The sequence below is a fragment of the Actinomadura sp. NTSP31 genome, from assembly GCF_041951385.1.
In the GTDB taxonomy this organism is placed as follows: Bacteria; Actinomycetota; Actinomycetes; order Streptosporangiales; family Streptosporangiaceae; genus Spirillospora; species Spirillospora napierensis.
This window is the reverse complement of record NZ_JBGNUT010000023.1, coordinates 142,677-167,980: the sequence shown is the minus strand read 5'-3', so window position 1 is coordinate 167,980 and position 25,304 is coordinate 142,677. Positions and strand designations below refer to the sequence as shown.

At 72.9% G+C, this 25,304-nt stretch carries 28 protein-coding genes and 1 pseudogene; 14 read left to right on the top strand and 15 right to left on the bottom strand.

Annotated features, from left to right (window positions below):
* Nucleotides 1–57: 57 nt before the first annotated feature.
* From ACA514_RS33005 to ACA514_RS32995, 3 genes are all read right to left on the bottom strand, one after another.
* Nucleotides 58–423 (bottom strand): DUF2516 family protein, encoded by a 366-nt coding sequence (locus ACA514_RS33005; RefSeq protein ID WP_344266762.1) that lies wholly within the window; start codon nt 421–423, stop codon nt 58–60.
* Nucleotides 424–606: 183 nt separating this feature from the next.
* Nucleotides 607–1,056, bottom strand: coding sequence for a hypothetical protein (locus ACA514_RS33000; protein ID WP_375045188.1), 450 nt, complete (start codon nt 1,054–1,056; stop codon nt 607–609).
* Complete coding sequence (locus ACA514_RS32995) at nt 1,053–1,460, bottom strand: helix-turn-helix domain-containing protein (RefSeq protein ID WP_375045187.1); 408 nt, start codon at nt 1,458–1,460, stop codon at nt 1,053–1,055. The genes ACA514_RS33000 and ACA514_RS32995 overlap by 4 nt, the downstream gene beginning before the upstream one ends.
* Before the next feature lie 794 nt (nt 1,461–2,254).
* Between ACA514_RS32995 and ACA514_RS32990 the strand changes: the two genes are divergently transcribed.
* Complete coding sequence (locus ACA514_RS32990) at nt 2,255–3,877, top strand: helix-turn-helix domain-containing protein (protein WP_375045186.1); 1,623 nt, start codon at nt 2,255–2,257, stop codon at nt 3,875–3,877.
* Nucleotides 3,878–4,062: 185 nt separating this feature from the next.
* A complete protein-coding gene (locus ACA514_RS32985; protein ID WP_375045185.1) occupies nt 4,063–4,299 on the top strand; it encodes a DUF397 domain-containing protein in 237 nt (78 codons plus the stop codon).
* A gap of 77 nt (nt 4,300–4,376) precedes the next feature.
* Here ACA514_RS32985 and ACA514_RS32980 read toward each other — a convergent pair whose 3' ends face one another.
* Complete coding sequence (locus tag ACA514_RS32980; RefSeq protein ID WP_375045184.1) at nt 4,377–4,673, bottom strand: YiaA/YiaB family inner membrane protein; 297 nt, start codon at nt 4,671–4,673, stop codon at nt 4,377–4,379.
* Nucleotides 4,674–4,755: 82 nt separating this feature from the next.
* Nucleotides 4,756–5,718 (bottom strand): neutral zinc metallopeptidase, encoded by a 963-nt coding sequence (locus ACA514_RS32975; protein ID WP_375045183.1) that lies wholly within the window; start codon nt 5,716–5,718, stop codon nt 4,756–4,758.
* A 78-nt stretch (nt 5,719–5,796) separates the two neighbouring features.
* Here ACA514_RS32975 and ACA514_RS32970 point away from each other — a divergent pair, with 78 nt between their 5' ends.
* From ACA514_RS32970 to ACA514_RS32950, 5 genes are all read left to right on the top strand, one after another.
* Nucleotides 5,797–7,572 carry a DUF2207 domain-containing protein gene (locus ACA514_RS32970; protein WP_375045182.1) on the top strand — a complete coding sequence of 592 codons (1,776 nt, stop codon included), beginning with the start codon at nt 5,797–5,799 and terminating at the stop codon, nt 7,570–7,572.
* Between the two features lie 74 nt (nt 7,573–7,646).
* Entirely contained in the window at nt 7,647–8,063 is a 417-nt protein-coding gene (locus ACA514_RS32965; RefSeq protein ID WP_375045181.1) for a hypothetical protein, read from the top strand.
* Nucleotides 8,064–8,488: 425 nt separating this feature from the next.
* Nucleotides 8,489–9,211 (top strand): FadR/GntR family transcriptional regulator, encoded by a 723-nt coding sequence (locus ACA514_RS32960; protein WP_375045180.1) that lies wholly within the window; start codon nt 8,489–8,491, stop codon nt 9,209–9,211.
* Nucleotides 9,208–10,437, top strand: coding sequence for a CynX/NimT family MFS transporter (locus ACA514_RS32955; protein ID WP_375045179.1), 1,230 nt, complete (start codon nt 9,208–9,210; stop codon nt 10,435–10,437). The genes ACA514_RS32960 and ACA514_RS32955 overlap by 4 nt, the downstream gene beginning before the upstream one ends.
* 26 nt (nt 10,438–10,463) lie before the next feature.
* Nucleotides 10,464–10,901: a hypothetical protein gene (locus tag ACA514_RS32950; RefSeq protein WP_375045178.1), complete on the top strand. Its 438-nt coding sequence runs from the start codon at nt 10,464–10,466 to the stop codon at nt 10,899–10,901.
* A 63-nt stretch (nt 10,902–10,964) separates the two neighbouring features.
* Here the strand turns inward: ACA514_RS32950 and ACA514_RS32945 are convergent, their stop codons facing one another.
* Both ACA514_RS32945 and ACA514_RS32940 read right to left on the bottom strand, forming a co-directional pair.
* On the bottom strand, nt 10,965–11,942 hold the full coding sequence (locus ACA514_RS32945) for an asparaginase (protein WP_375045177.1): 978 nt from the start codon (nt 11,940–11,942) through the stop codon (nt 10,965–10,967).
* Nucleotides 11,943–12,088: 146 nt separating this feature from the next.
* Complete coding sequence (locus tag ACA514_RS32940; RefSeq protein ID WP_375045176.1) at nt 12,089–12,916, bottom strand: 3-keto-5-aminohexanoate cleavage protein; 828 nt, start codon at nt 12,914–12,916, stop codon at nt 12,089–12,091.
* Between the two features lie 20 nt (nt 12,917–12,936).
* Between ACA514_RS32940 and dtd the strand changes: the two genes are divergently transcribed.
* Nucleotides 12,937–13,362 (top strand): D-aminoacyl-tRNA deacylase, encoded by a 426-nt coding sequence (gene dtd, locus ACA514_RS32935; protein WP_375045175.1) that lies wholly within the window; start codon nt 12,937–12,939, stop codon nt 13,360–13,362.
* A 19-nt stretch (nt 13,363–13,381) separates the two neighbouring features.
* Here dtd and ACA514_RS32930 read toward each other — a convergent pair whose 3' ends face one another.
* From ACA514_RS32930 to ACA514_RS32915, 4 genes are all read right to left on the bottom strand, one after another.
* Entirely contained in the window at nt 13,382–13,876 is a 495-nt protein-coding gene (locus ACA514_RS32930) for a hypothetical protein (protein ID WP_375045174.1), read from the bottom strand.
* Between the two features lie 80 nt (nt 13,877–13,956).
* Nucleotides 13,957–14,937, bottom strand: coding sequence for a YgfZ/GcvT domain-containing protein (locus ACA514_RS32925; RefSeq protein ID WP_375045173.1), 981 nt, complete (start codon nt 14,935–14,937; stop codon nt 13,957–13,959).
* A gap of 9 nt (nt 14,938–14,946) precedes the next feature.
* Nucleotides 14,947–15,363, bottom strand: coding sequence for a Fur family transcriptional regulator (locus ACA514_RS32920; protein ID WP_375045172.1), 417 nt, complete (start codon nt 15,361–15,363; stop codon nt 14,947–14,949).
* A 320-nt stretch (nt 15,364–15,683) separates the two neighbouring features.
* Nucleotides 15,684–16,169, bottom strand: a complete 486-nt coding sequence (locus tag ACA514_RS32915; RefSeq protein ID WP_344266815.1) for an FABP family protein — start codon at nt 16,167–16,169, stop codon at nt 15,684–15,686.
* Between the two features lie 196 nt (nt 16,170–16,365).
* Here ACA514_RS32915 and ACA514_RS32910 point away from each other — a divergent pair, with 196 nt between their 5' ends.
* The 3 genes from ACA514_RS32910 to ACA514_RS32900 all read left to right on the top strand — a co-directional run bounded on the left by ACA514_RS32910 (nt 16,366) and on the right by ACA514_RS32900 (nt 18,769).
* Nucleotides 16,366–16,728 (top strand): DsrE family protein, encoded by a 363-nt coding sequence (locus tag ACA514_RS32910; RefSeq protein ID WP_375045171.1) that lies wholly within the window; start codon nt 16,366–16,368, stop codon nt 16,726–16,728.
* 139 nt (nt 16,729–16,867) lie between these two features.
* Entirely contained in the window at nt 16,868–17,455 is a 588-nt protein-coding gene (locus ACA514_RS32905) for an MFS transporter (protein WP_375045170.1), read from the top strand.
* Nucleotides 17,456–17,572: 117 nt separating this feature from the next.
* Complete coding sequence (locus tag ACA514_RS32900; RefSeq protein ID WP_375045169.1) at nt 17,573–18,769, top strand: hypothetical protein; 1,197 nt, start codon at nt 17,573–17,575, stop codon at nt 18,767–18,769.
* Between the two features lie 4 nt (nt 18,770–18,773).
* Here the strand turns inward: ACA514_RS32900 and ACA514_RS32895 are convergent, their stop codons facing one another.
* Nucleotides 18,774–19,313 (bottom strand): helix-turn-helix domain-containing protein, encoded by a 540-nt coding sequence (locus ACA514_RS32895; RefSeq protein ID WP_375045168.1) that lies wholly within the window; start codon nt 19,311–19,313, stop codon nt 18,774–18,776.
* Between the two features lie 52 nt (nt 19,314–19,365).
* Between ACA514_RS32895 and ACA514_RS32890 the strand changes: the two genes are divergently transcribed.
* Nucleotides 19,366–20,622, top strand: a complete 1,257-nt coding sequence (locus tag ACA514_RS32890; protein WP_375045167.1) for a serine aminopeptidase domain-containing protein — start codon at nt 19,366–19,368, stop codon at nt 20,620–20,622.
* Between the two features lie 16 nt (nt 20,623–20,638).
* Here ACA514_RS32890 and ACA514_RS32885 read toward each other — a convergent pair whose 3' ends face one another.
* Complete coding sequence (locus ACA514_RS32885) at nt 20,639–21,166, bottom strand: MarR family winged helix-turn-helix transcriptional regulator (protein WP_375045166.1); 528 nt, start codon at nt 21,164–21,166, stop codon at nt 20,639–20,641.
* Between the two features lie 120 nt (nt 21,167–21,286).
* Between ACA514_RS32885 and ACA514_RS32880 the strand changes: the two genes are divergently transcribed.
* Complete coding sequence (locus tag ACA514_RS32880) at nt 21,287–22,531, top strand: MFS transporter (protein ID WP_375045165.1); 1,245 nt, start codon at nt 21,287–21,289, stop codon at nt 22,529–22,531.
* 48 nt (nt 22,532–22,579) lie between these two features.
* Here the strand turns inward: ACA514_RS32880 and ACA514_RS32875 are convergent.
* A pseudogene (locus ACA514_RS32875) lies at nt 22,580–23,731 on the bottom strand (APC family permease); the annotation flags it as partial.
* 105 nt (nt 23,732–23,836) lie between these two features.
* On the opposite strand from ACA514_RS32875, the gene ACA514_RS32870 reads away from it, so the two are divergent.
* Entirely contained in the window at nt 23,837–24,325 is a 489-nt protein-coding gene (locus tag ACA514_RS32870) for an Lrp/AsnC family transcriptional regulator (RefSeq protein ID WP_375045164.1), read from the top strand.
* 13 nt (nt 24,326–24,338) lie between these two features.
* Here the strand turns inward: ACA514_RS32870 and ACA514_RS32865 are convergent, their stop codons facing one another.
* On the bottom strand, nt 24,339–25,268 hold the full coding sequence (locus ACA514_RS32865) for an aminoglycoside phosphotransferase family protein (RefSeq protein ID WP_375045163.1): 930 nt from the start codon (nt 25,266–25,268) through the stop codon (nt 24,339–24,341).
* Nucleotides 25,269–25,304: the final 36 nt, after the last annotated feature.

Sequence of the window (25,304 nt, the reverse complement as noted above, 5' to 3'; positions counted from 1 at the left end):
GTTTCCGGGCCCCCAAGGGGGTCAGTGAGTACGCTCCGCCGCGCGCGGACCGCCGGTTTACCAGGGGCCGTACGGGCCCATGTTGGTGTTGCCCCGGCCACCGCCGCGCTTCCGGAAGGGGGCGACGGCGGGCCGGACGTCGGCCAGGTAGACGGCCGCGGCGATGAACGCGGCGACCGGCAGGATGCCGAGCAGCAGCCCGATCGGATGGGCCCCGAGCGCGGCGGGCGCGGCCGCGTAGGCGCCGCCGACCACGGCCGCGACGATCGTGATGATCATCCACAGCTTCTTGCTCAGCTTGCTCGCCGCCGCGTACGCGCCCTGCGGCACGGTCAGCGAGTCGATCAGGGCCCACGCCTCCATCACGAACGCGATGATCAGCAGCAGCCAGAAGAAGTAGTCCAGCACACTGAAGTCCGCCATCGGTGATCAGCACTCCCGCTCGTCTCGGACGTCGACCTCGCGTCGCGCACCCTGCGCCCCAACCCTATGCGGCCCGTCCACCCCGCGGCCGGATCCGCGGGACTCCGCCGGCCGGAGACCTCCCGTAGGGGAAGACGACGCAGCCCGGCCGGGTGTTCCCGGCCGGGCTCGTGAAACCGCTGCTCAGGCGTCGTTCTTCTTGGCGCGGGCCGACGGCGCGGTGCGCTTGGCCGGCGCGGTGCGGGCCTTCGGGGCGGGCTCGGCGTCCGCCTCGGCGATCGCGGCGACCTCGGCCGCCTCGCGGTGCACGACGCGCTTGCCGCGCTCGGTGAGCTCGTCGATGAACTCGACGGTGCGGGTGCCGACGTGGGTCACGTACGCGACCGCGGCGCCCGGCAGGTCCTTGGCGTCGACCTCGTCGCGGTAGCGGTCCACGGTCTTGCGGACCTCGCCGCGGTACCGCTCGACGGTCTCGCGGACCTCGCCCTGGTACTTGGTGGCGGCCTCGCGGGCCTTGCCCTGGTACCGGGTCACCTGCTCGGGGACCTCGCGGATCTTCTCCACCGCGAAGTCGCCGGCGCCGGCCACGGCGTAGACGGCCTTGTTCTCGCGGAGACTGCTGGCCAGCGTCATCCGACCTCTTCCTTTCCATCCTGCTCTGGGGTGTCGTGCTCGGACGTCCCGAACACTCCGGTGGCTTCGTTCTCCTTGCGGAACGACTCGTAGATGTCGAGCAGCACCTGCTTCTGGCGCTCCGTGAGGAGGAGGTCGGCCCGGACGGCGGCCTGCACGTCGGTGTCGGCCTCGCGCTCCTCCAGGATTCCGGCCTGCACGTACAGCGCCTCGGCGGAGATCCGCAGCCCCTTGGCGATCTGCTGCAGGATCTCGGCGCTCGGCTTGCGCAGCCCGCGCTCGATCTGGCTCAGGTACGGGTTGGAGATCCCCGAGACGTCCGCGAGCTGGCGCAGCGAGATCTTCGCCCGCGTCCGCTGCTCCCGGATGTACTCCCCGATCGAGCCGACCTTCGAACTTGCCATGTCTCCACCCTGCGTCATCGTGCTTGCAATTGCAAGCACGTCAGCTAGCACCCGGCCGTGAGTCCCCTCACAGTCTCCGGCACGACCGCCCGGCCCGCCGACGCGGGTTCGGGAACTGCGCTCTCCGCCCACGGACCCCATTGGCGGGCATTAGCCGCGTACCGGACGACACGGTCACAGAGCGGTGCGCCGGGAATGATCGAAGCCGGCGCGGCGACTGGGGACTCCGGGCGCCAATCGCCGTTCCATGGCGAATAGAGAACGTATCTATTCGATATCCCAGCGCGGCCCTTGTCAGAAACGGCTCGCCCCGGAAGAGCCCAGAAAAGTGCGTCCGGGCGTTGTCCGCAACCCTCCGGCACGCGCTCCATCACGGCTTCCATAGCGTGGCCAGCGGGAACGTCCGGCGCACAGGGTTGTCCAGTTCCGCGGCGGCCGAGGGTTGTCCGCTCGCGCACTACCTGACAGTTCAGTTGACGATGGCGGTCACGGACATCCGGCCCTTGACATCCGGCTCGGGCCTCGCCGATAGTCAACGCGTTGAACAAGCACGTAGTTTATTACCACGCGACGCGAGCCGCGGCTCCCCACGGCAATGGCCGGAGACGCGCACGCCCTGCACCAAAGAGACCGCCGTACCGAGTCGAATTCCATTCGGCTCTCGAAAGGAGCGGAGCAACGTGCGCAACTCCCCGCCGGCGAGGCGGATCGCGCCGGTGCGTGCGGCGGGTCCCCCGTCCGCACCGGCGGTCCCCCGCTAGCCGGGCACGGCGATGCCGCGACCCGAGAGCCCCATGGACCCCTCGGCCGGGCCCGTCACCGCGTTCGCCCACGCTCTGCGCCGGTTGAGGACCGAGGCCGGCCGTCCGAGCTACCGGACCATGGAATCGGTCTGCCATTGCGGACGCACGACGCTCGCCAAGGCCGCGTCCGGGCGCTGGTTCCCGAGCTGGGAGGTGACGCGGGCCTATGTCGAGGCGTGCGGCGGCGACGTCGACGCATGGCGCCGGCAATGGCGGTCGACGGCCGACCTGCTGGACGCGGACGGCCGGGCGGCCGGCGCCCCCGTGCCCGTCCGGGAGCTGACCAGGGCCGCCACCACCGAACGGCGGGCGACGGGCCCGTCACCCCAGAGCGACGATCCCTTCCGCGCCACGACACCGGACGAGTTGGTGGGCATGCTCCAGCGGCTGTGCAGGCGGGCCGGGATCGAACCCCACCGGCTGCCGCGGCTGTCCACCGAGGCCCCCGGCGCCGACGCGTACGCGGTCCTATCGGGAGCGCAGGTGGCCGGTCTCTTCTACGGGCATCGCGTCCCGCGGCCGCACGAGGTGCTGCGGATCGCGGAGCTCTGCAAGGCCGACGCCGGTGAGATGCGCCTGTGGGCCCTGGCCTGCGATCGCCTGCTGCACGACGCCGGCTCCCGGCGGCCGGACGGAGCGAGGGACGATCACTCGGGCGGGAACGGCCGCGCGAAGCGCACCGCGGCGAGCACGGCCGGCGCCACGTTCCCCGAGCGCGTCCTGCTGGGGATGTTCCTGCACCGCCTCCGCGAGGCGCGCGCCCTGTCCGCGAGTGAGGCCGGCAGCGCGATCGGTGCCTCCCCGTCCAAGATCAGCCGCATGGAGCTCGGCCAGGTCGGCCCGAGGGAGGCGGACGTCGTCGCGCTCCTGACCCTTTACGGGGTGGAGGACGCGGCACTGACCGGCTCGCTGCTCGAACTGGCGCGGGGAGCCGCGGCGCCGGGGCGGCGAACCCGGCACGAGGACGAATCCACGGCCTGGCTGTGGGCCTACTCCGGGCTCGAAGAGGCCTCCTCGCTGATCCGGATGTGCGGGATGCGGTTCGTCCCGAGCCTGCTGCAGACCGAGGGGTACGCCCGCGCCGTGACGGCCCGGAGCGGCCCGCACCTGGGGAGGCGCGACGTCGATCAACTGGTCCGCCTGCGGATGGCGCGGCAGAAGCGGTTCGGCGCGAACGGCGACCGCAGGCTGTGGGCCGTCGTGGACGAGCTGGCGCTGCGGCGGCCTCTCGGCCCCTGGAGCGTGTGGCGGGAGCAGATCGCGCACCTGATCAGCATGAGCACGTGGCCGAACGTGACCCTGCAGGTGCTGCCCTCGGCATCGCGGCCGCGCAGCGCGTCCCGCGGCCAGATCACCATGCTCCGCTTCGCCGACGGCGCCCTGCCGGACATCATCTGCCGCGAAGGGCTGACCGGAATCGACTACCTGACGGAACCGTCCGACTTCGTCGGGCATATGGACGCGCTGAACACGCTCGGAATCATCGCGCACCGGCCGGAGAGAAGCCTGGAAATTCTCACCGAGATACTCCGGGACCCGACACCCGAGGCTCCCGGCTGGTTCACCGGCCGACCGATCCTGCCGCCGCCCGGCGATCCCCGGAACCAGCGGTGAGCACGGCCGATCCGCGCACCGCGAGAGGACCGCCGCCCGGACCGGGCCGTGAATGCGACGAGCCCCCGCAACCGGGCGGGTTGCGGGGGCCTGCCGCGGGCGGCGTCCTGATTGGCGCAGGACGCCGCCCACCGTGACGAGCATTCCCATCCGGAAGAGGACATCGACCAGGAAGGTGCACTCGTATGGGCAGGGTACCTGCAATTCACAAGGAGATTTCGGACACGCTCGAATGGCGTAAGAGCCGCTTCTCGCGGGACGGCAACGAATGCGTCGAGTCGTGCCGGCCGGCCGCCGGCCTGATCGCGTTCCGCGACAGCAAGGACCCGGACGCCGGAACGCTCGTCATCACGGCCGGTCAGGGCCGTGCGCTGATGGAGCGGATCAGGCAGGGCGCGTACGACCCGCCCGCGCCCGGCTGAGCGCGGACGACCCCGTGACCGGCCTCCGCGGCTTACCGCGCGGAGGCCGGGACCGGCCACCCGCTCCGGCGGACGGGTCACAGGGACGGGGTGGCGTAAGGGTCGTGCTCGGCGAGCAGCTTGTCGAGGCGGGCCTGCTCGACCCGGCTGGTGACGGCCTGGCTCTCCTGGCGGTCGCGGATGCACTTGGCCAGCGTGAACGTCGAGGTGATCACGTACAGCAGGCCGAGCGCGAGGAACGCGCGGACCCACGCGCTCACCGGCAGGTAGACGACGCCGGCGGCGACGCCGGTGCTGGAGACCGCGAACGAGATGGCGGCCTGGAGGAAGAACGCGGTGGTGCCCGGCTGCGCGGGCGGTGTGGAGTTCGTCATGCCCACGAGTCTGCGGCGGAGCCGGGCGCCGGGCATGAGTACCGATGCTCAACTACCCGTGAGTAATACGCCGTCGAGGGACTCAGCTGACGGCGGAGGGCGGGACCGTCCAGGTGTTGCAGACCGACAGGGCGCGGCCCTTGAAGCCGGTGACCACCCAGCCCGCGTAGTGCCGTCCCGACCCGTGGTCGCGCTGGTCGGGCGGCAGCCGCTCGTCACCGCGCCCCCGCACGTCGATGATCATCGCCGTGTACTGGGCCTGCGTCATCGGCAGCGTGGCCCGCTCCGCGCTGAGGAACGTGCCGGCGAAGCACTGCGCCTGCAACTCGATGCGGCGGCTCGCCTCCGTGCGGGTGGCGTTGTCGCCCTTCTCCATCTCGGCGTCGCCGTACAGCAGGATGCCCGCCCGGTCCTGGACGTGGTGGCCGTACTCGTGCGCGATGACCCGGGCGAACACCGCGTAATGGGACAGCGGCTCGCCGCCGGACGTCGCCACCACGTTCGTCAGCCCCACGTACATGGTGTTGTTCGCCGGGCAGTAGAACGCCGACGCGCCCGGCGCCGGGTAGCTGCCGCACGGGCTCGTCCCGGGCGTCTGCCAGAAGACCCGGTTCGGGGTGTCGAACCGCATCCCGGCCTTCTTGAACTGCTTGCTCCACGACGCGTCCAGGCAGTCGCTCAGGACGTCCATGAACCGCCGCATGGACGCCGCGCCCGGCACGAGGCGGGGCAGGGCGCAGTGCACCGGCGACAGCGCGCCCGTGGCATAGAGCTTGTTGTCGGTGGCCGTGGCACGGGTGGCCGTCCGGGGCGTCGCCGAACGGACGTGGCCCCCGATGCCGCCCTCGCCGCCGAACAGCGAGAAGCCGAGGATCCCGAGGACGACGACCGCCGTCAGCCCGCCGATGATGCCCGCGATCGTCCCGCCGGCGCTGCGGCGCGGCGGCCGGCGCGGCGGGACGTACCGGTACTGCGGCGGCGGACCGTAGGCAGGCGGACCGTACGGAGGCGCCGGCGGCGGCGACGGGGGGTAATGACCTGCCATAGCGCAGAATCATCGCACGCGTAGCCGCTACCATTTGCGGCCATGTCTGCTCTTGCGGCGTTGTGTCGTTTGCGACCGGTGGTGCTCGCGCTGGCGGCCGGTTCCCTGCTGCCCTTCGCGAACTGCGCATCCGCCTCGGCAGCCGCATCCGCGCCGGCGGACGGGCGGTCCGCCGCCCTCGCCGGTCAGACCGCCGGGCAGGCCGCCGGGCAGGCCGGGCAGGCCGCCGCCGAACGGGTGCTGAGGGACGACGTCGCCCTCACTCCCGGCAAGGGCGGCGTGATCCGGGTCAAGGAGACGATCGTCTACGAGTTCGCCGGACACTCCGGATTCCGGCGGACGTTCCCGACGCGCAGCCACGAGAGCGTCACCCAGGACCGCGTCTACGAGCTCGGCGCGCTGCGCGCCACCAGCCCGGACGGCGGCCCCACGCGCGTGTCCACCTCGACCGGCGAGACGGACACGACCGTCAAGGTGTCCGGCGGCGGCAAGCTGACCGGCCGGCACACGGTCGTCCTGGAGTACGACCTGCGCGGCGCGATCACGCCCGTCGGCGCCGCCGAGGAGCTGCGCTGGGCCGCCGCCGGCGGCTGGAGGGTCCCGGTCGACGAGGCCACCGCGACCGTCGACGCCGCCGCGATGATCCGCAGCGTCAACTGCTTCGCGGGGCCGCTGCAGAGCACGATCGGCTGCACGCAGTACTACACCAACCACGCCCACACGCAGGGCATCTACACCCAGCGGGAGATGCTGCCCGGCGAGTACCTCACGGTCGTCGCGGGCCTGCCGGCCGGCACCACCGGCGGCCACCCCCTCTACGAGCGGCGGCACACGGTGGCGACGGCGTTCTCCGTCAACGCGGTCACCGGCGGCGTGCTGCTCGGCCTGCTGGTCGTCCTCGGCGGCGGCGTCCTCGCCCTCTACCTGCTGCGCGGGCGCGACGCCCGGGTCGTCGGCAAGCACGCCGCCGAGGGCGACCAGGCGCCGGTCGCCGGCGCCGAGTTCGAGCCGCCGAACGGCGTGCGGCCCGGCCAGATCGGCACCCTGATCGACGAGCAGGCCGACGTGATCGACGTGACCGCCACGATCGTCGACCTCGCCGTCCGCGGCTACCTGCTGATCGAGGAGGAGGACCGGGCCCGCACCGGCCGCCTCGACTGGACGCTGCGCCGGCTGAACCGCCCCGTCGTCGACCTGCTCCCCTACGAGCGGATCCTGCTGGACGCGCTGATGACCGGCCGGGACGGCGCGCCACGCGAGGCGGTGAAACTGTCGGAGCTGGGCGGTACGTTCGCCACGAAGCTCGCCCAGGTGCGCGCGGCGATGTACGACGACGTGGTGAAGCAGGGCTGGTTCGCGCGGCGGCCCGACACCGTCCGGTCGCGGTGGACCGTGGTCGGCATCGCGCTGACCGTCCTCGGCGTCGCCGCCACGATCGCTCTCGCCTTCACGACCGAATGGGCGCTCGCCGGCCTCGCCCTGATCATCGCGGGGGCCGCCCTGGCGTACGGCGGCCAGTACATGCCCGCCAAGACCGCGCGCGGCTCCACCGTCCTCGCGCACACCATCGGCTTCCGCGCGTTCCTGGAGCGCGGCGTGATCCCGGACGCCGACCACACCGCCTCGCAGCAGCGCATCGCCCTGTTCTCGCGCTTCCTGCCGTACGCGGTCGTCTTCGGCGTCGTGCCGAAGTGGGCGGAGACGGTCAAGGACGCGGGCGAGCGCGCCGAAGGCGCCGACAACCTCTACTGGTACGAGGGCCCCGCCGAGTGGGACCTGTCCAACTTCGCCGAGTCGATGCGCACCTTCACCCTCGCCACGTCCGGCTCGATCTCCCAGTCCCGAGGCCTCTGACGATGCTCTCGCACGCCCGAACGGTTGAAACCAGGACGGCGGGTACCGGCCTGGGGTGAGGAGGTGTCGCCACAATGCTCGGCAGTTCCGTCCACATCGGGGACATCTACCTGTACACCATCGGACCGGTCGTGATCTTCCTGGCGATCGCCGGGTGGCTGTTCCTCACGATCCTGGCGTCCAAGGAGCGCGAGCATCCCAAGGGCCGGGACCCGCAGATGCCGCATCGCGGCGGCGACGTGACCGGCGGCGTCGTGCGCGGCAGCCCCTCGCAGCGCACCCGGCGCGACCCCGCCTCCACCCCCGCCACGCGGGAACTCGCCCGCCTCGAGGCCGAGCGGGAGGAGGCCGCGCGCCGCGAGGCCGCCGCCCGCGACGACGCCGAACGGGAACACGCCGCGAACGCCCGCGTCTCCGCGACCCGGCACAAGTTCGCCCCGCTCCGCTGGATCCACAGGCGGCACGCGGGCAGCATCCGCCAGGTCAGGTGAGCGGAACCGCCTGACCTCCGCGCGCCGAGCGCGACGCCCGCCGGAACGGCATCCATCCCCCACCCCCCGGCCCGGCGGGCGTTGTCCGAGCCCGCGGTGGCCGCCGACCCCCCTCCCAGGCGGCCGCCGCGGGCCCGCCCCCACTCCCAACGGACCCGCGCCCTTGTGAACGGGCCTCGCCTCCGCGGGCCCGACTCCACCGGCCCGGCTCCGCTCGCCCGGGCCTGTCTCGCCCCTGCGGGTTCGCCACCATTCCCGCCGGGCACCCGCTCCCCGGCGGATGGGTCTCGCTCGCCGCAGACGTGCCTTGCCCTCGGCGGGACCGCCCTCCGGCTGCCGCCGTTTCGGCATCGTCTCCGGGTCCCCGGCTGGGGTGGTCGTTTCGGGTTTTTCGTAAGATGTCTGACGTCTTACCGAGGGAGGTCATGGTGGCGCTGAGTCCCGTCCCGAGCGGCTCGACCGTCGACGCCGTACTCGAGCAGTTGCAGCAGCAGGTCAGCGGCGGTTCGTGGCCGGTGGGCGAGCGCATCCCTGGCGAGCTGGACCTGGCCGCGCAGCTGGGCGTGAGCCGGCCGGCCGTGCGCGAGGCGATCCGGGCGCTGTCGCACTGCGGCGTGCTGGAGGTGCGCCGCGGCGACGGCACCTACGTGCGCAGCAGCGCCGACCCGCGGCCGCTGCTGGGCGGGGTGGCGCACGCGACGGCACGCGACGTCTTCGAGGTGCAGCTCGCCTACGACGTGCAGGCGGCACGGCTGGCGGCACGGCGGCGGACCCCGGCCGACCTGGAGCGGCTGGAGGAGCTGCTGCGCGCCCGCGACGCGGCCACCGGCGCGGACGAGCACGGCGCCGCCGAGTTCGGCGCCGCGGACGCGCGCTTCCACCTCGGCGTCGCCGAGGCCACCCGCAACCCGGTGCTGATCGAGGCGATGCGGTTCTTCATCGTCCGGCTCGGCGAGGCGATGCGCGCCGTCCGGCTCGACCGCGAGGTTCCGGAGGCCGGTCCGGCCAGGCACCGGAAGGTGCTGGACGCGATCGCCGCCGCCGACCCGGACGCCGCCGCGCGGGCCGCCGCCGCGGTCGTCGAGCCGACCCTGGCCGTCCTGGAGACCCTCGTCGGCCGCGCGTCCGACGGCGGGGAGGAGCGGTGACGGCGCGGCGGACCGGGCTGATCGGATCGGTGGTGCTGATCGTCCTGGTCGCGGTCAACCTGCGTCCGGCGATCTCCGCGGTGGGGCCCGTGCTGACGGAGATCCAGGACGCCTTCCACCTGTCCGGGACGGCCGCGGGGGCGCTCACCACGCTGCCGCTGGCGTTCTTCGGCTCCTACGGCCTGGTCGCCCCCTTCCTGCGCCGCGCGCCGCGCAGCGAGTCCCTGCTGGTCGCCGCGATGGGGCTGCTGATCATCGGGCTGCTGCTGCGGCTGGTGGACGCGCCGTTCCCGCTGTTCGCCGGGTCGCTGGTCGCGGGCGTCGCGATCAGCATCGGCAACATCGCGATGCCCGCCATCATCAAGCGCGACCACCCGGCGTCGATCACCACGGTCACCGCCGTGTACACGCTCGCGGTGAGCGGCGGCGCGTCGATCTCGTCCGGGCTGGCCGTGCCGGTCGAGGACGCCTTCGGGTCCTCGTGGCGGCTGCCGCTCGGGCTGCTGGCCGTCCCGGCGGCCGCCGCGGGCCTGATCTGGCTGCCGAAGGCGCTGGGGGCGGCCCGCGCCGCGCGCTCGGCCCCGTCCGCGCCCCCCGCGCGCGCCGCCGCGGCGGTGGTGTGGCGCGCGGGCCTGGCCTGGCAGGTGACGGTCTTCATGGGCCTCCAGTCGCTGCTGGCGTACGTGGTGCTCGGCTGGCTGCCGACGATCTGCCAGGACCGCGGGCTGAGCGACACCTCCTCCGGCTACGTCCTGGCGCTGACCGCGGCGATCCAGGCGGTCGGCTCGCTCGGCGTCCCGCTGCTGGAGCGGCGGATGCGCGACCAGCGCCCGCTGGTGGTGCTGACCTGCACGCTGACCCTCATCGGGTTCGCCGGCGCCACCTGGGCGCCGATCTCGTCGGTGTGGCTGTGGGCGGTCGTCCTCGGCATCGGGCAGGGCCTCGGGTTCGCCACCGCGCTGTCGTTCATCGGGCTGCGCGCGCACGACGCCGGGATCGCGGCACAGCTGTCCGGAATGGCGCAGGGCGTCGGCTACGTCATCGCGGCCCTCGGGCCCCTGGCCATCGGCGCGCTGCACGACGCCACCGGCGGCTGGAGCGTTCCGATGGCCGCCGTCCTCGTCATCTGCGTGCTCCTCGCCGTTCCCGGCCTGCCCGCCGGGCTCAACCGGACACTCGGCTCACCGGCCCCTGAACCGGCGCATGAGGTTAATGCGGCGAATTAAGGGACACACCCATAACCGTCTCCGCAATGACCGACCATCGGGAGGTGGACGGGATGCTCGCCACGGCCTATGCCGACAACGCGCACATCGGGGCGATGTACTGGGCATGGATCATTCCGGTGCTCGGTACGGCCGGGCTGCTGGCCTGGCTCTGGGTGACGGTCAGCGCGTCCTCCAGGAAGATCCACCCGGAGCGCCGCAACGACCAGACGAACCACCGCGGCATGGAGCAGGGCGGGCTGTACTACTACCGCCCCGGCATGTTCTCGCACAGCTACCCTCCGACCGCCGAGCAGGAGGAGGAGTTCCAGTACGAGAACCCGCAGCCGGGCCGTGAGCCCCGCGTCTCCGCCGGCAAGGGCCTGGCCAACAAGACGCTCAAGGAGCGCGCCAAGATCGTCAAGGACGCGCAGACCCTGAAGGACGAGGTCGAGTCGCTGAAGCGCCCCGAGCGCAACGCCTGACCCCGGCGACACCGTCTCCCGCAGGCCCCGGCCGCAAGGCCGGGGCCTACGCACGCCCCCAGGTCAGCCGGGCGGGGTGAAGGCGGTCGGGGCCGGGCGGATGGCGCCTACGGTGGCCTCGCCGCCGTGCAGGGGGACGGTCGCCAGGTCGTCCAGGGCGCCGGGGGCTGCGGCCTGGTCGATGCCGAGGGCTCGGATCAGGGCGACCGTCACCGGGGTGCGGGCCCGCATCGCGCCGTCGTCGATCTTGACGGCTCCGGCGCGGCCGTCGCTGAAGGCGAAGGCGTCCACGCCTTCGGCGCCGCACTTGACGAGCAGGCCCGGCACGGCGTCCATGAGGAGGCGTTCCTCGCGGCGGGTGCCGGACGTCCACTGCGGGTGGGCGCGCATCGCGTCGGCGACGCGGCGCTCGGGGGTGCCGGGCCCCGCGAGGACGAGGGCGCGGAACGCGCGGGCGACGCCGGCCGCCGACACGGCGAACAAGGGCGCGCCGCAGCCGTCGACCCCGGTGGCCGTGACCGGTTCGCCGGCGAGTTCCTCGACGACGGCGCGGACGGCGGCCTGGAGCGGATGCTCCGGGTCGAGGTAGGTCTCGGTGGGCCATCCGGCCACGACGCAGGTGGCGAGCATGGCCGCATGCTTGCCGGAGCAGTTCATCCGCATCCGGGACGGGCCGGCGTTCGACCGGGCGACCTCCTGCTGCGCCGCCTGGTCCAGCGGCCACTGCTCGGGGCAGCGCAGGTCGACGGCGCCGAGGCCGGCCCCGGCGAGGATCTTCTCCACGCCCTCGACGTGGAAGTCCTCGCCGGAGTGGCTGCCCGCGGCGACCGCGAGCAGCTCGCCGTCGAGGTCGAGCCCGGACCGCAGCATCGCGACGGCCTGCATCGGCTTGTTCGCCGAGCGCGGGAAGATCGGCTCCTCCGGCGCGCCCGCGCGCACCGCCGCCGAGCCGTCGGCGGCGAGCCCGATCGCGGCGCCGCGGTGCCGCGACTCCACGAACCCGGATCGCTCGACCTCCACGAGTACGGGATTGATCTCCACTGCGCCCCCTGTCGTCGGTGAACGCGGGCCGCCCGGGCCCGCGGGTCTCCATGCTCGATTACCCACCGCACCGAAGTGAACCCGAACTGCATTCTGTGGATAACCGCCGCGGGCCCCTCCCGGCCCGCGAGCGGCGGGACGGGCGGTCAGCGGGTTTTGACGGCCAGCAGGCCGCGGGCGTCGGCGGCGGACATCGGGGGGCGTTGCGCGAGGGCGGCGGCGGACGCGGCGCGTTCCACGAGCCGGGCGTTCGCGGTGACCGGCTGTCCCTTGGCGAAGGTGACCGTGTCCTCCATGCCGACCCGCAGGTGCCCGCCGGCGGAGAGCGCGGCGAACAGCACGGGCAGGGACGTCCGGCCGATGCCGGTCGCCGACCACGTCGCGCCGTCGGGAAGCGCCTCGACGGCGGCCACCAGCGTGCGAGCGTCCCCCGGCATCCCGCCGGGGACCCCCATGACGAGGTCGCAGTGGACATGGCCCCCGTACGGGAGTCCGTACTTGTCCAAGAGGCGGTGCAGAGAAGCGATGTGCCCGAGGTCGAACAGCTCGAATTCGGGCACGACCTCCAGTTCCTGGCTGCGCTGATACAGCTCCACCATGAACGGCCACGGGTTCATGAACACGTCGTCGCCGAAGTTGACCGTCCCGCAGGTGAGCGAGCACATGTCGGGCGCCGCGTCCAGGACGCGGAGGCGGTCCTCGTAAGGATCGGTCACCGCGCCCCCCGTGGACAACTGGACGATCAGTCCGGTGCTCTCCCTCAGCGCCGTCACCGTGTCCCGCAGCCGGGACGGGTCGAGCGTAGGCCGCGCGTCGTCGTCGCGGATGTGCACGTGGATGACGGCCGCACCGGCCGCCTCGCATTCCTTGGCCGTCTGGACCAGTTCATCCAGGGTGACGGGCAGGGCCGGTACGTCCGCCTTGGCGGACTCCGCACCCGTGGGCGCCACCGTGATGAGCGTCGTTGCTCCCATAGGCGGCAGAATGCATGGTCATGCGTGCCGTAGTCCAGAGGGCGGGTCAGGCGAGCGTGTCCGTGGAGGGACGCGTCGTGGGGCGGATCGACGGGCCGGGCCTGCTGGTCCTGGTGGGGGTGACGCACGACGACGACGCCGCCAAGGCGCGCAGGATGGCCGCCAAGCTGTGGGGACTGCGCATCCTGAAGGACGAGAAGTCGTGCTCGGACCTGAACGCGCCGCTGCTCGTGGTGAGCCAATTCACGCTCTACGGGGACGCGCGGAAGGGACGCCGCCCCACCTGGACGGCGGCCGCGCCCGGGCCCGTGGCGGAGCCCCTCGTGGACGCGGTGGTCCAGGAACTCCGCGCGCTGGGCGCGAAGGTCGAGACGGGCGTCTTCGGTGCGGACATGGCCGTCTCGCTGGTGAACGACGGCCCGATCACCCTCGTCGTCGACATCTGAGCCCGCGCCGACCCGGGAATCAGCCGAACCCGTACACCGTCCCCGCAATGGTGACGATGGTCCCGGCGCCCGCGAGCAGGATCAGTGTCCGGTCCGCGGGCGCGAGCCGCCCGCGGACGCTCGCCGAGTGGACGACCACGCCCGTGCCCCCCTCCTCATCGGCGCCCGGCCTCCTGCGGGACGGGTTTCGCATCCCGATGAGCTTCCACAGGGCGTCGTTCTTCACGTGCTGATGGCTGCGCGTGCACGCGAACAGCCGTCCGCGCGCGCGCTCGACGCACGGGGCGCCCTGGCGCGTCAGGACGCGGCACAGCGTGGGGACGAGCAGGAACTCGTACAGGCACCAGCCGAGCAGCCCGAGCAGCGCCACCCGCCACGAGTGCAGGTACCAGGCCGCGACGGCGACCGCCGCGAACAGGACCCACCACACCAGCGCGGACTCCCGGCGGGGACGGCGGCGGCGAGTCCCCCTCCGCGCGGCCGGCGGCTGCTCTTTACCCAGGTTCGCGACCATCGGTAGGAAACCACCTTCCCCGGGCGGCGGCCGGTCAGAAATCGTCTATACCAGACGATTTTGCCCCGAGGGGCGCCGCTTTACCCGCGATTTGCCGGGCGCCTCCGGAGATCGATCTGCGCGTTCGCCCCCGTGTCCGGCGAGACGACGACCTCCTGCGCGGCGGCGACCCCGCCGGCCAGCAGGTCCGCGTCCACCGGCACGTTCCGCTTCACCAGCGCCAGCGCGATCGGCCCCAGCTCGTGGTGGCGGGCCGCCGATCCCACGAACCCGACCGTCCGGCCGCCGGGGATCTCCACCGGGTCGCCGTGCGCGGGCAGCCGGTCGACGCTGCCGTCCAGGTGCAGGAACACCAGCCGCCGGGGCGGGCGGCCGAGGTTGTGGACGCGCGCGACCGTCTCCTGGCCCCGGTAGCAGCCCTTGTTCAGGTGGACGGCCGTCTCGACGAACCCGACCTCGTGCGGGATCGTCCGGTGGTCGGTGTCGAGGCCGAAGCGGGGACGCCGCTCGGCGATCCGCAACGCCTCGTAGGCCCAGATCCCGGCCGGACGCAGACCGTCCGGGAAACCGCCCGACCGCGGGACGATCCGGGTGACCGTCCCGGCGGCGTCGGGCCAGGCGAGGCCGCCGCCCTCCGGTCCGGTGACCACGGCGTACTCGTCCGACACGTCCGCGACCTCGACGCGCAGCATGAACCGCATCCGGTCGAGGAAGTCCGCCAGCGCGGGCGCCCGCCCGGGCTCCACGTGCATCCACACGGCCTCGCCGTCGTCCACGAGGAACATGTGGTGCTCGATGTGGCCCTGCGGGCTGAGGAGCAGCGCCTCCGTCGGCTCGAACGGCCGCAGCCCGTCCAGGTGCTGGCTCAGCAGGCTGTGCAGCCAGCTCAGCCGGTCCGGCCCGGAGACCCGCACCACGCCGCGGTCGCCGCGGTCGGTGAACGCCGTACCGGCCACGAGCGCGCGTTGCTCCTGCATGGGCTCGCCGTAGTGCGCGGCGACTTCCTGGTCGGGCTCATCGGCGGCGACGGCCCCGGGCGACTGCAACAGCGGGCTCTCCATGGAGCCAGACTATGTCGCGCGGCACTCCTTGCACCGCCCGTAGACCGTGAGGTGGTGCACGTCCGTCTCGAAGCCGAACTCGTCCGCCAGCACGTCCGCCAGCCCGGCGGCCGCCTTGGGGTCGACGTCCTGCACGGTGTGGCAGCCCCGGCACACCAGGTGGATGTGCTCGGCCTCGGCGGCCAGGTGGTAGTTCGGCGGCCCGTGGCCCAGGTGGGCGTGCTTGACGAGCCCCAGCTCCTCGAGCAGCTCCAGCGTCCGGTAGACGGTGGAGATGTTCACCCCGCGGGCGGTGCGCTGCACCTCGGTGCAGATGTCCTCGGGGGTCCCGTGCTCGAGGTTGGTGACCGCCTCGAGCACCAGCTGACGCTGGGGGGTGACCCGGTACCCCTTAGCCCGCAGCTCCTCCTGCCACGACTCGACCATGCCCCGAGTGTATGCCGGGCGGCATCGCCGAAAACTCGTTTGCCCGAACGCCGGGGGCTCGCATAGCGTGCGGGGTACGCGCGAAAGGAGGTGGTCCAAGAAATGGTTGATTCTGGGACTCGCGAGGTGGCTGTCAGCTAGTCGCCGTTCCGCCTCGGCGTCGCCGCCCCCGGGCGGTGGCAAGTCGGTCGCGACGGTGACCGGCGAATACCAGGCAGTTACCCGATCCCCGGACCGGTGGACCAGTCCTGTCCACCGCCCCGCTCCCGCGGGAAGGTCCGGGGATCGCTCATGTCCGGGATCTTCCGGGACGCGCTCCGTCAGCCGACGCGCTTGAGCTGCGCCGAGAGGTGCGACTGGAGCGGCTGCCCCATGGCCGCCATGTCGTAGGCCCAGCCGAGGTCCTCGCCGATGAGCCCGTACAGGCGCGTTCCCCCGGCGACCTCCTTGGCCGACTGGGTGCGCGCCACGACGTCGGTCTGCAGCTCGACCCGGTTGAAGGCGACGTTGCCGACGTAGATCTCGACGATGCCGGTCGGGTGGGCCAGCGTGACCTCGACCTCGTGGTCGGGACGGGGCCGCCAGTAGCCGGTCTCGGTGGCCAGCGGCCGGCCGAGCGTGCCGTCGTCCTCGATCAGCCAGCTGCGGCTGGCGTAGACGAGGAACGGCTTGCCGATGTGGGTGAAGGAGATCTCCTGCCCGAAGTTGAAACCCTCGATCGTGGGATAGCCGCCGACGCCGGCGCCCTCCCACGTGCCCAGGAGGAACTTCAGCGGCTCAAGGTCGGGGTGCAGCTCAGGCTCCATGGGCACCGAGCGTAGCGGCGAGGGGCGCCCACCGCGCCACCTGAGGCGCGCCCGTCACCTCAGCCTCCCGAGACGCACCACCAGCAGGACGGCCGCCACCGCCACCAGCGCGAGTGCGAGGACCAGGACACCCGCGTTCACCATGCCGCTCACGCCGCACGATGCTACGCGCGCCCGCCGGGCTAGAGTGCGGTTCATGGCGAGACCTCTGGTTATCAAGGTGACGGCGGGGGCGGACGCGCCGGAGCGCTGCAACCAGGCGTTCACGGTCGCGGCGGCGGCGGCCGCCAGCGGCGTGCCCATCTCGCTGTGGCTGACGGGCGAGTCCGCCTGGTTCTCCCTGCCCGGCCGCGCCGCCGGCTTCGAACTGGAGCACGCGACCCCGCTGGACGACCTGCTCGCGGTGATCCTCGCCGCCGGGCGCGTGACGCTGTGCACGCAGTGCGCGGCGCGCCGCGGCATCGGCCCGGACGACGTGCTGCCGGGCATCCGGATCGCCGGGGCGCCGACGTTCGTCGAGGAGATCACCGCCCCGGACGTGCAGGCGCTCGTCTACTAGCGCGGACACGCAACCCCACACAGCGCGGTACGCCCCGTCCAGCGGTACGCCCGGTCGATGGGCGCCGCCGGGCGATCGCGTGCGCGCGAACCGAATCGGCACGAGTGCCGGAAGGGGCTGCGCGGCGGAGGCCGCGCCCATGACCACGGTGCTCGCGCAGGTCGCGGGCTCGCTGCGCCGGCACGGCCCCGGCGGCCGGGCGCCCGGGGACGGGTTCGACCGGCGGCTGCTGGCGCCGATGATGCTCGGCAGCGTCCTGAACCCGGTGAACTCGTCGATCATCTCGGTCGCGCTGGTGCCGATCGGCGCGGCGTTCGGGGCACCGCCGTCCAGGACGGCCTGGCTGATCTCCGCGCTCTACCTGGCCACCGCGATCGGGCAGCCGGTGGCCGGGCGGCTGATCGACCTGTTCGGGCCACGCCGGCTGTTCCTCGCCGGGACGGCCCTGACCGGCCTCGCGGGCGTCGTCGGCATGCTGGCGCCGGACCTCCGGACGCTGATCGCGGCGCGGGTGCTGCTCGGGTTCGGGACGTGCGCCGGCTATCCGGCCGCGATGTCCCTGATCAGGAGTGAGGCCGGACGGACCGGGCGCGACAGGCCCCGCCGGCGTCCTCACCGTCCTGGCGATCACGACGCAGACGGTCGCCGTCGTCGGACCGGTTCGCCACCCCTTCTTACCTGTGTGAAACCTGAAAGAAGCCTGGGTGAAGGGGGAATTGCGCGTTAACCCCGCGCTAACCTTCGCCCGGACGTCTTCTGCACCGGACCCCGCTCCACCTATGGTGCCATGACCAGGGGAAACACCCGATTCTCCGCACTCTCGGGTGCGAGCGAGGGGGGATCCATGGCCGCGAAGGTGATCCTTCACATCGGGCAGCAGAAGTCGGGCACCACCTATCTGCAAGAGATGCTCGGGCATGTCGCGGGGCCGCTCGCCGAGGAGGCGGGCATTCTGTATCCGGCCTCGATCAGGGAGATACTCCCCGACGCGATCGAGAACCACGAGAAGGCGACCCGCGGGCTCCTCGGCACCGAATACCCGTGGGTCTCGGCCGCCGACGCCGCCGTGGAGCGGGGCAAGTGGACGCGGCTGGCGGCCAAGGTCCGCGCCTGGCAGGACACGGCGCTGATCTCCGCCGAGGCGCTCTCGGCGATCCGCTCGCCGGCGGTGGCGCGCCTGCTCGCCGAGTTCGGCGGCGCCGCCGTCGAGGTGGTGATCACCGCGCGCGGGCTGGACCGGTCGCTGCCGTCGCTGTGGCAGCAGCACGTCCGCAACGGCCGGCAGTCCGGCATCGAGGAGTTCTTCGCGGTGCTGGCCGAGCAGCGCGGCCGCGGCCGGCGGGCAATCGAGGAGGAGCCCGGCCTGCATCTCTGGCGGGCCTTCGGGCTCGGCGGCCTGGTCCGGCGGTGGGCCGCCGAGGTGGGGCCGGACAGGGTCCGCGTCGTGGTCAACCCCGGCTCGCCCCCGGACCTGCTGTGGCGCCGCTTCGCCGCGGCCGTCGGGGCGTCCGGGTGCGCCGGACGACTGCCCGCCGAGATCCGGACGCGCCGCGCCCACAGCGGGCTGACCGGCGACGAGATCGAGTTGCTGATCGCGCTGAACCGGCGGCTCGACGGGGCCGGCTGGAGCACCTACGAGCGCCGGGCCCTGCGCGAGGAGATCCTGCTGCGCGGCCTGAACGCCCGCGGTGGACGCGGCGGACCGGTCGCCGTCCCCGAGTCCGCGCGGGCACTGGTGGCCGCGTGGGCCGAGGAGGACCTGGCCGAACTCCGTTCGAGCGGGGTGGAGATCGTGGGACGTCCCGAAGAACTGCGGCCCGCTCCGCGCCCGCCGGACGACGCCGGCCCGCCCACCTCGTTCCAAGTCGCCGACGCCGCCGCGGCGGCGATCCTGGCGGTGGCGCCGCGCGGCCGGTACGCGCAGGCGCCCCGGCCGAAGTCGTGGCGCACCTGGATCAGGACCCGCGTCCGGCCGGCAGAGCAGTTCCCCTCCCCCAGCCCGTCGCGACCGGACGCCGGGAGGACGGCGTCGCCGAACTAGCCGTTCAGGTGGCGTCCGCCGCGGAAGACTCGATCGGGAACAGGATCGGGCTCAGCAGGTACTGGGCGCGGCCGGGCGCGGCCCGGTTCGCCAGCCGGGGCGCGATCGCGGCGCGCATCTCGGCGATCAGGCCGCGGAGTTCCTCCTCGCTGAGCCAGACCGCGTGCTGGCGGTATCCGACCAGGTCGGCGGCCGGGTCCGCGCCGTCGCGGTCGAGGTAGGCGCCGAACTCGGCGAGCAGCGCGGCCATCGCCGCCGCGAACCCGCGCCGGTGATCGTCCGGTGAGAGCGGCGTCCCGGGGTCGATCGCGGCGCGGTCCTGGTGCAGCCGGTACCGGCGCTCGACCGCGCCGCGCACCCGGCGCTCCTCGGCCACTTCGAGCACGCCGCCGGCCACGAGCAGGTCGATGTGCCGGTAGACGGTCGCCTTCGAGACGTCCGGGATGCGCGCGCACAGGTCGGACGTCGTGAGCAGCCGGCCACCGCGCATCGCGTGCACGACCCGCAGCCGGACGGGATGGGCGAGCAACTCCAGGGTGTCCATGAGCCCTACGATCTCACCTGTGCTACCTTTCTCAAACTTGAGAGGGGTGGGAATGGCAGCCGCGGAGACCACCGCCGCCGGCGTCGTCCGCTCGCTGCGCGCGGGACGATTCGCCGAGGTCGAGGCGCTGTTCGCGGCGCCCCTGAGGGCCGTCGCGTCCGCCGGGACGCTGCGCGTCGCCTGGACGCAGGAGACCGCGCGCCATGGGGCCGTGACCTCCGTCGGGGAACCGGCGGCCGAGCCGATCGGATCCGGCCTGGTCCGGGTGAGCATCCCGGTCGCGTGCGAGCGCGGGTCGCTGACCGTGGTCATGTCCGTGGACGGCTCCGGCCTGCTGAACGGCTTCCGGCTCGCGCCCGGCGGCGCCGCCGCGTGGGACCCTCCGCCCTACACCGACCCGTCCGCCTTCGAGGAGCGGGACGTCACCGTCGGCACCGGGCCTTTGTCCGTGTCCGGGACGTTGAGCCTTCCGCGAGGGCGCGGCCCGTGGCCCGGGGTCGTCCTGCTCAGCGGCGGCGGCCCGTTCGACCGCGACGCCACCAGTGGCCCGAACAAGCCGCTCAAGGACATCGCCTGGGGCCTGGCCACGCACGGCATCGCCGTGCTGCGGTTCGACAAGGTGACCTGCGCCCATCCCGCCGAGGTCGCCGCCGACCCCGGCTTCACCATGGCCGACGAGTACGTCCCGCACGCCGTCGCCGCCGTCGCCCTGCTGCGGCGGGAACCGGGCGTGGACGCCGCACGGATCTTCATGCTCGGCCACAGCATGGGCGGCAAGGCGGCCCCGCGCGTCGCCGCCGCCGACCCGTCGGTCGCCGGACTGGTGATCATGGCGGGGGACGCGCAGCCGATGCACGAGGCCGCCGTCCGCGTGACGCGCCACCTGGCGTCTCTGGCCCCGGGGCCCGGCGCGGACGCCGCCGTCGCGGCCATCACCCGGCAGGCCGCCCGGGTCGCCGACCCCGCGCTGTCACCGTCGACGCCCGCGGCGGACCTGCCCTTCGGCCTGTCCGCCCCCTACTGGCTGGACCTGCGGGCCTATGACCCCGTCGCGACCGCCCTCGACCTGCCCAGACCCATGCTCATCCTGCAAGGCGGCCGCGATTACCAGGTGACTGTGGAGGACGACCTCGCCCGCTGGCGCGACGCCCTGGCCGGCCGCCCGGACGTCACCATCTGCGTCCACGCCGCCGCCGACCACCTGTTCTTCCCGGGCACGGGCCCGTCGACGCCGGCCGACTACGACCGTCCGCACCACGTCGACCCGGCCGTGATCGACGACATCGCCGGCTGGCTGAAGACGACCTGACCGCCCCGCGGCGGGCTCAATCGCCGGCGTCGGCCGCGTCCTGTTCGCCTGCTTCGTCGCCGAGGCTGAGCAGCAGGGTGCGCAGGGTCGCGGCGAGGTCGTCCTGACGGCGCCGGTCGAGCGCCGCGAGGATGCGGCGCTCATTGTCGACGTGCGCGACGACGGCGCGGTCGATGAGGTCGCGCCCGGCGGGCGTGAGGGCGACGACCACGGTCCGCCGGTTGGCGGGGTCGACGTCGCGCGTGACGTAGCCCTTGGCGACGAGCCGGTCGAGCCGGTTGGTGACGGCGCCGGAGGTCACCATCGACGCGCGGGCCAGCGCGCCCGCGGTCATGCCCTCGGGCGCGCCGGCGCGGCGCAGGGTGGCCAGGACGTCGAACTCGCCCCTCTCCAGCCCGAACTCGGCGAAGAGGGCCTTGAGCTCGCGCTCGACGATCCGGCTCAGCCGGGAGAGGCGGCCGAGGACGCCCATCGGGGACGCGTCGAGGTCCGGGCGGGCGCGGGTCCACTGCTCCACGACGAGATCGACGGCATCACGGGCCACACCTACTCCTTAACGTTGAACTGTTTGACATCAAGGTATCAGTCGGCCTACCGTCGCCAACGTTGAACATTTCAACGTTAAAAGATCGGCCGTCGGGCCTCGATCGATCAGGAGAGCAGCATGAACGCAGACAGCGTGGCCACGGACGAACGGCGACCGCACTCGACCCGGCGGGCATGGCTCGGCGTCGCCGCGATCACGGCCAGCCTCTTCGTCTTCCTCACCACGGAACTGATGCCCGTCGGCCTTCTCACCCCGCTCAGCGCCAGCCTGGACATCGACGTGGGGGTGGCCGCGCTGATGGTCACCCTCTACGGCGTCTCCGCCGGGCTGGGCGTGACGTTCATCGTGGCGTGGACCAGGCGCGTCAACCGGCGCGTCCTGCTGTCCACCCTGCTGGCCGTGCTGACCATCGGGAACCTCGTCACCGCCGTCTCGCCGAACTATCCGCTGGTCCTGGCGACGCGTCTCGTCATGGGGTTCGCCAGCGGCGTGTTCTGGGCCATCGGCGTGAGCATGGCGATGCGCCTGGTCGGCGAACGCCACGCGAGCCGGGCGTCCGCGATCGTGATGTCGGGGATCTCGATCGCCACGGTCGTCGGCATACCCGTCGGGACCGTCCTGGAGGACCTCACCGACTGGCGCACCACGTTCCTCATCTGGTCCGGGCTCAGCCTGCTGGTGTTCCTGACGGTCGTCGCGACGGTCCCGTCCCTCCCGTCGGCGAACGCCGTCCCGGTCCGCGAGGTCTTCGGGCTGCCGGTCAGGAACGTGCCGCTGCGCGCGGTGCTGTGCGCCGTCGTGCTGTTCGTGCTCGGCCACTTCGGGGCGTACACCTTCGTGCGCCCGTTCCTGGAGGACAACGCGTCCGCCTCGCCGCTCTTCATCACCGTCGTGCTGATCATCTTCGGCGTCGGCGGCGCCGCCGGGAACTTCATCGCCGGATACACGGTGAACAAGAGCCTGCGGGGCAGCTTCCTCACCGGCTGCGCCGGGCTCGTTGTCTCGCTGCTGCTCCTCCTCGCGATCGGCGACGGACCGGCCGGAGCGATCGTCTCGCTGGTGCTGTGGGGCATCTCCTTCGGCGTCGTGCAGCTGTCGCAGGTCAACATGACGCTCGCCGCCGCGCCGGAGACCTTCGAAGCCGCGATGTCGCTCAACACCATGGCGTACAACACCTCCATCGCCCTCGGCGCGCTATTCGGCGGCCTTTTCGCCGACAACCTGGGCGTCACGAGCGTCGTCTGGTTCGGCGTGGCCCTGACCGCCGGATCGCTGCTCCTCACGCTCGGCACCGGCCGCACGGCCTCGCGCACCGTCCCACAGGACGCGCCGGCTGCTGTTTCGTCCTCGGCGAACGAGTGAGCCGCGCATGGACGCCGCCACGGCCACGGCGGCGGCGAGCAACGCGGCCCAACCCGAGAAGACCAGCAGCAGAAGGACCACGGCACAAGCGATCGCCGCCGCGAGCCTCGCCGGGCCGCTGAGAAGGCGGACCGCCGCCGCCATGCAGCCGAGATAGACGACCAGGAACAGCGCAGTCGGGACGGCGACGAACTGCGCGGTGGTGACCAGGCCGGCGGCGGCCGGCCTGAGCAGCAGTCCGCCCGCAGCGGCGATCGCGGCGACGAGGGCGGCCGGGCCCGGCCGCCTCCGTCCCTGCCCGGCCAACGCCGAGGCCATCACCGTGGCGCCCGTCAGGTAGGCGTTCGTCGCGGCCAGGGTGAGGACGACGGCCCCCACCGCCGCGATCGCGGCGCCGCTCCTGCCGACCGCGACCTGCAACAGGCCCGCCAGCGGCACCGAACTGCCGGCCCGCGGGCCGAGCACGCCGACGGTCGCGGCGGCCAACGCCAGGTAGAGGACGGCGGTGATCGCGAACGCGGCCGCCACGACGCGCGGAAGCTGCCGCCGCGGATCCCGCAGCCGGGCCGTCAGCGGGGCGGCGGCCTCCCACCCGACGAACGCCAGCATCAGCGGCGAAGCCGCCCGGACGATCGAGCCCCAGCCATGAGGCGCGAACGGACGCCAATACGCGCCGCGCGCCGCCGGCGCCGCCCCGCCGACGGCGACCACCACCAGCACCACCAGCACGGCGACCAGCGTCAACTGCAAGCGCACCCCCGTCCTGGCACCCGCGAGACGCATCGCCAGCACCAGCGCCAGCAGAACCGCGGCGGCCGTGAACGCCGTCCGGTCGCCCGCCCGCAGCAGCTCCGCCACGTACGCCCCGCCGATCAGGCATACGACCGGCGCCCCGGTGACGACCCCGCCGAGAAAGCACCAGGCGGCGGCGCGCCCGGCGCGCGGACCGAGCCCGGCCGTGGCGTACCCCGCGACCCCGCTCGCCGACCCCACCGTGGTGCCGAGACGGCTGAAGACGGCGGCGATGAGGCCGGACAGCACCAGCAGGGCGATCCACGCCAGCAGGGACGCGGGACCGGCGGCCCGCGCCGCCAGCCCCGGCAGGAGCAGCAGGCTCGGGCCCAGCAGCGCGCCGACGTACAGCGCCGTGGCACCCGCCGTGGACAGGGACGAAGAGGGTTCGTTCTCGTGCTGAGGCATGGCAGGAGCATGTCCCGGAACGCGCGAAACGCGATGGCGAGTTATGCGTCCCACAGACTCACCAACGCAATCCTGTGCCGCCAACCCGCTCGTATCCTCTACAGCATGCCGCAACCTCTGTACGACCGTATCGATCGCGCCATCCTCGAACGCCTCCAGGAGCACGGCCGGACCGCGAACGTCGACCTCGCCGAGTCCGTCCGGCTCTCCCCCTCGTCCTGCCTGCGCCGCACCAAGGCGCTGGAGAACGACGGCGTCATCGCGGGCTACCGCGCGGAACTGGACCGCGACCGGCTCGGACTCGGCCTCACCGTCTTCGTCGCGCTGACGGTCGACCAGCACTCACGCGAGACCTCCCGGACCATCGAGGCCGCCCTGACCGCCATCCCGGCGGTCGTCTCCTGCTACGTCGTCTCCGGAGAGGCCGATTTCCTGGTCGAGGTGGCCGCCCCCGACCTGGCGACATACGAGCAGGTACTGCTCGACGAGATCCTGGCCATCGGCCCGGTCCGCGACGCCCGGAGCACCTTCGCCATCCGCACCGTCCTCAGCCGCGGCCCGCTTCCGCTGTCGGCCTGGCCGCCCAAGCGCTGAGCCCCGCCGCCTGTCACCTCGTCAGCGATTCCGCGAGGTGGTCGGCGAGATCGGTGATCTGCTCCAGTTCCAGTCCCCCGCGAGCCGCACGGAACCCGTGGCGGCGTGCCCAGAACGCGGCCTGGACGGCGTGCAACTGGGCCCAACGCTGGACCCGCTCGCGCTCGAGCTCCGCGGCCTCCGCGAAGACGTCCATCGCACGATGCAGGGCCTTGGCCAGGTCATCGGCCTCAAGGAGCACCAGCACAAGCGACTTGAGCAGCGCGCCGCCGTCGTAGGCGGGATCTCCCGCGCACCCCTTCGGATCGACGGCCAGCCACGGCTCACGATCGGCGCGCAGGATGTTCCTCGGATGAAGGTCGCCATGGACCAGCGTGTCCGGCTGAACGCGCCCCAACTCCCGGACGGTCGCCGCGGCCGCGTCCAGCACACGACGCGGCAGGCCGTGCGCCAACTCCCGCGCGTCCCGCCACAGCTGCTCCTCCCAGGCATCGGCCCGATCCCGCAGCCTTGGCAGCCCCGGCGGCGCCGGAACGGCCAGTCGCCGGCTGACACACCCCGCGATTCGCATCATCTCGTCGGCGTTCCCGGCCTGCGCCTGCGCCAAGGACGTCGTCCGCACACGTTCCAGCAGCATCGCGAATTGCTCGTCGTCGCGCTCGAACAGCATGACCGCCCCGCGCCCGCCCCATGCCACGAACGCGTCCGGCTCATGGACGTTGCCCGGATGCGGAAAGGAAACCTTCAGCACAGCGACCTCCCCGCGCCGCCGTCGTACCGGAACGATGACCCCGACGCCTCCGTGCATGACCTCGCCGTCCGGCGCGCATTCCCAGCGCTCCATCAGCTCTTTCACGATTCCGGGGAGTTCGGCGATCCATCGCGCGCCGGGCTCCCCTTCGCGCTCAACAGTGCTCCGCGCGAACGCCTCCGGTACCACCACCCGGGCAAGCTACGCCCGTCCAAGCCGCGCCCGCGA

What these genes read in the sequence shown, in the direction of transcription:
- ACA514_RS33000 (WP_375045188.1), bottom strand. Translation starts at nt 1,056, where the DNA reads ATGACGCTGGCCAGCAGTCTCCGCGAGAACAAGGCCGTCTACGCCGTG.
- ACA514_RS32980 (WP_375045184.1), bottom strand. Translation starts at nt 4,673, where the DNA reads ATGACGAACTCCACACCGCCCGCGCAGCCGGGCACCACCGCGTTCTTC.
- ACA514_RS32915 (WP_344266815.1), bottom strand. Translation starts at nt 16,169, where the DNA reads ATGGAGCCTGAGCTGCACCCCGACCTTGAGCCGCTGAAGTTCCTCCTG.
- ACA514_RS32930 (WP_375045174.1), bottom strand. Translation starts at nt 13,876, where the DNA reads ATGGTCGCGAACCTGGGTAAAGAGCAGCCGCCGGCCGCGCGGAGGGGG.
- ACA514_RS32940 (WP_375045176.1), bottom strand. Translation starts at nt 12,916, where the DNA reads ATGGGAGCAACGACGCTCATCACGGTGGCGCCCACGGGTGCGGAGTCC.
- ACA514_RS32910 (WP_375045171.1), top strand. Translation starts at nt 16,366, where the DNA reads ATGGCGAGACCTCTGGTTATCAAGGTGACGGCGGGGGCGGACGCGCCG.
- ACA514_RS32920 (WP_375045172.1), bottom strand. Translation starts at nt 15,363, where the DNA reads ATGGTCGAGTCGTGGCAGGAGGAGCTGCGGGCTAAGGGGTACCGGGTC.
- ACA514_RS32995 (WP_375045187.1), bottom strand. Translation starts at nt 1,460, where the DNA reads ATGGCAAGTTCGAAGGTCGGCTCGATCGGGGAGTACATCCGGGAGCAG.
- ACA514_RS32960 (WP_375045180.1), top strand. Translation starts at nt 8,489, where the DNA reads ATGGTGGCGCTGAGTCCCGTCCCGAGCGGCTCGACCGTCGACGCCGTA.
- ACA514_RS32900 (WP_375045169.1), top strand. Translation starts at nt 17,573, where the DNA reads ATGGCCGCGAAGGTGATCCTTCACATCGGGCAGCAGAAGTCGGGCACC.
- ACA514_RS32890 (WP_375045167.1), top strand. Translation starts at nt 19,366, where the DNA reads ATGGCAGCCGCGGAGACCACCGCCGCCGGCGTCGTCCGCTCGCTGCGC.
- ACA514_RS33005 (WP_344266762.1), bottom strand. Translation starts at nt 423, where the DNA reads ATGGCGGACTTCAGTGTGCTGGACTACTTCTTCTGGCTGCTGCTGATC.
- ACA514_RS32965 (WP_375045181.1), top strand. Translation starts at nt 7,647, where the DNA reads ATGCTCGGCAGTTCCGTCCACATCGGGGACATCTACCTGTACACCATC.
- ACA514_RS32990 (WP_375045186.1), top strand. Translation starts at nt 2,255, where the DNA reads ATGGACCCCTCGGCCGGGCCCGTCACCGCGTTCGCCCACGCTCTGCGC.
- ACA514_RS32880 (WP_375045165.1), top strand. Translation starts at nt 21,287, where the DNA reads ATGAACGCAGACAGCGTGGCCACGGACGAACGGCGACCGCACTCGACC.
- ACA514_RS32925 (WP_375045173.1), bottom strand. Translation starts at nt 14,937, where the DNA reads ATGGAGAGCCCGCTGTTGCAGTCGCCCGGGGCCGTCGCCGCCGATGAG.
- ACA514_RS32985 (WP_375045185.1), top strand. Translation starts at nt 4,063, where the DNA reads ATGGGCAGGGTACCTGCAATTCACAAGGAGATTTCGGACACGCTCGAA.
- ACA514_RS32895 (WP_375045168.1), bottom strand. Translation starts at nt 19,313, where the DNA reads ATGGACACCCTGGAGTTGCTCGCCCATCCCGTCCGGCTGCGGGTCGTG.
- dtd (WP_375045175.1), top strand. Translation starts at nt 12,937, where the DNA reads ATGCGTGCCGTAGTCCAGAGGGCGGGTCAGGCGAGCGTGTCCGTGGAG.
- ACA514_RS32905 (WP_375045170.1), top strand. Translation starts at nt 16,868, where the DNA reads ATGACCACGGTGCTCGCGCAGGTCGCGGGCTCGCTGCGCCGGCACGGC.
- ACA514_RS32870 (WP_375045164.1), top strand. Translation starts at nt 23,837, where the DNA reads ATGCCGCAACCTCTGTACGACCGTATCGATCGCGCCATCCTCGAACGC.
- ACA514_RS32950 (WP_375045178.1), top strand. Translation starts at nt 10,464, where the DNA reads ATGACCGACCATCGGGAGGTGGACGGGATGCTCGCCACGGCCTATGCC.
- ACA514_RS32975 (WP_375045183.1), bottom strand. Translation starts at nt 5,718, where the DNA reads ATGGCAGGTCATTACCCCCCGTCGCCGCCGCCGGCGCCTCCGTACGGT.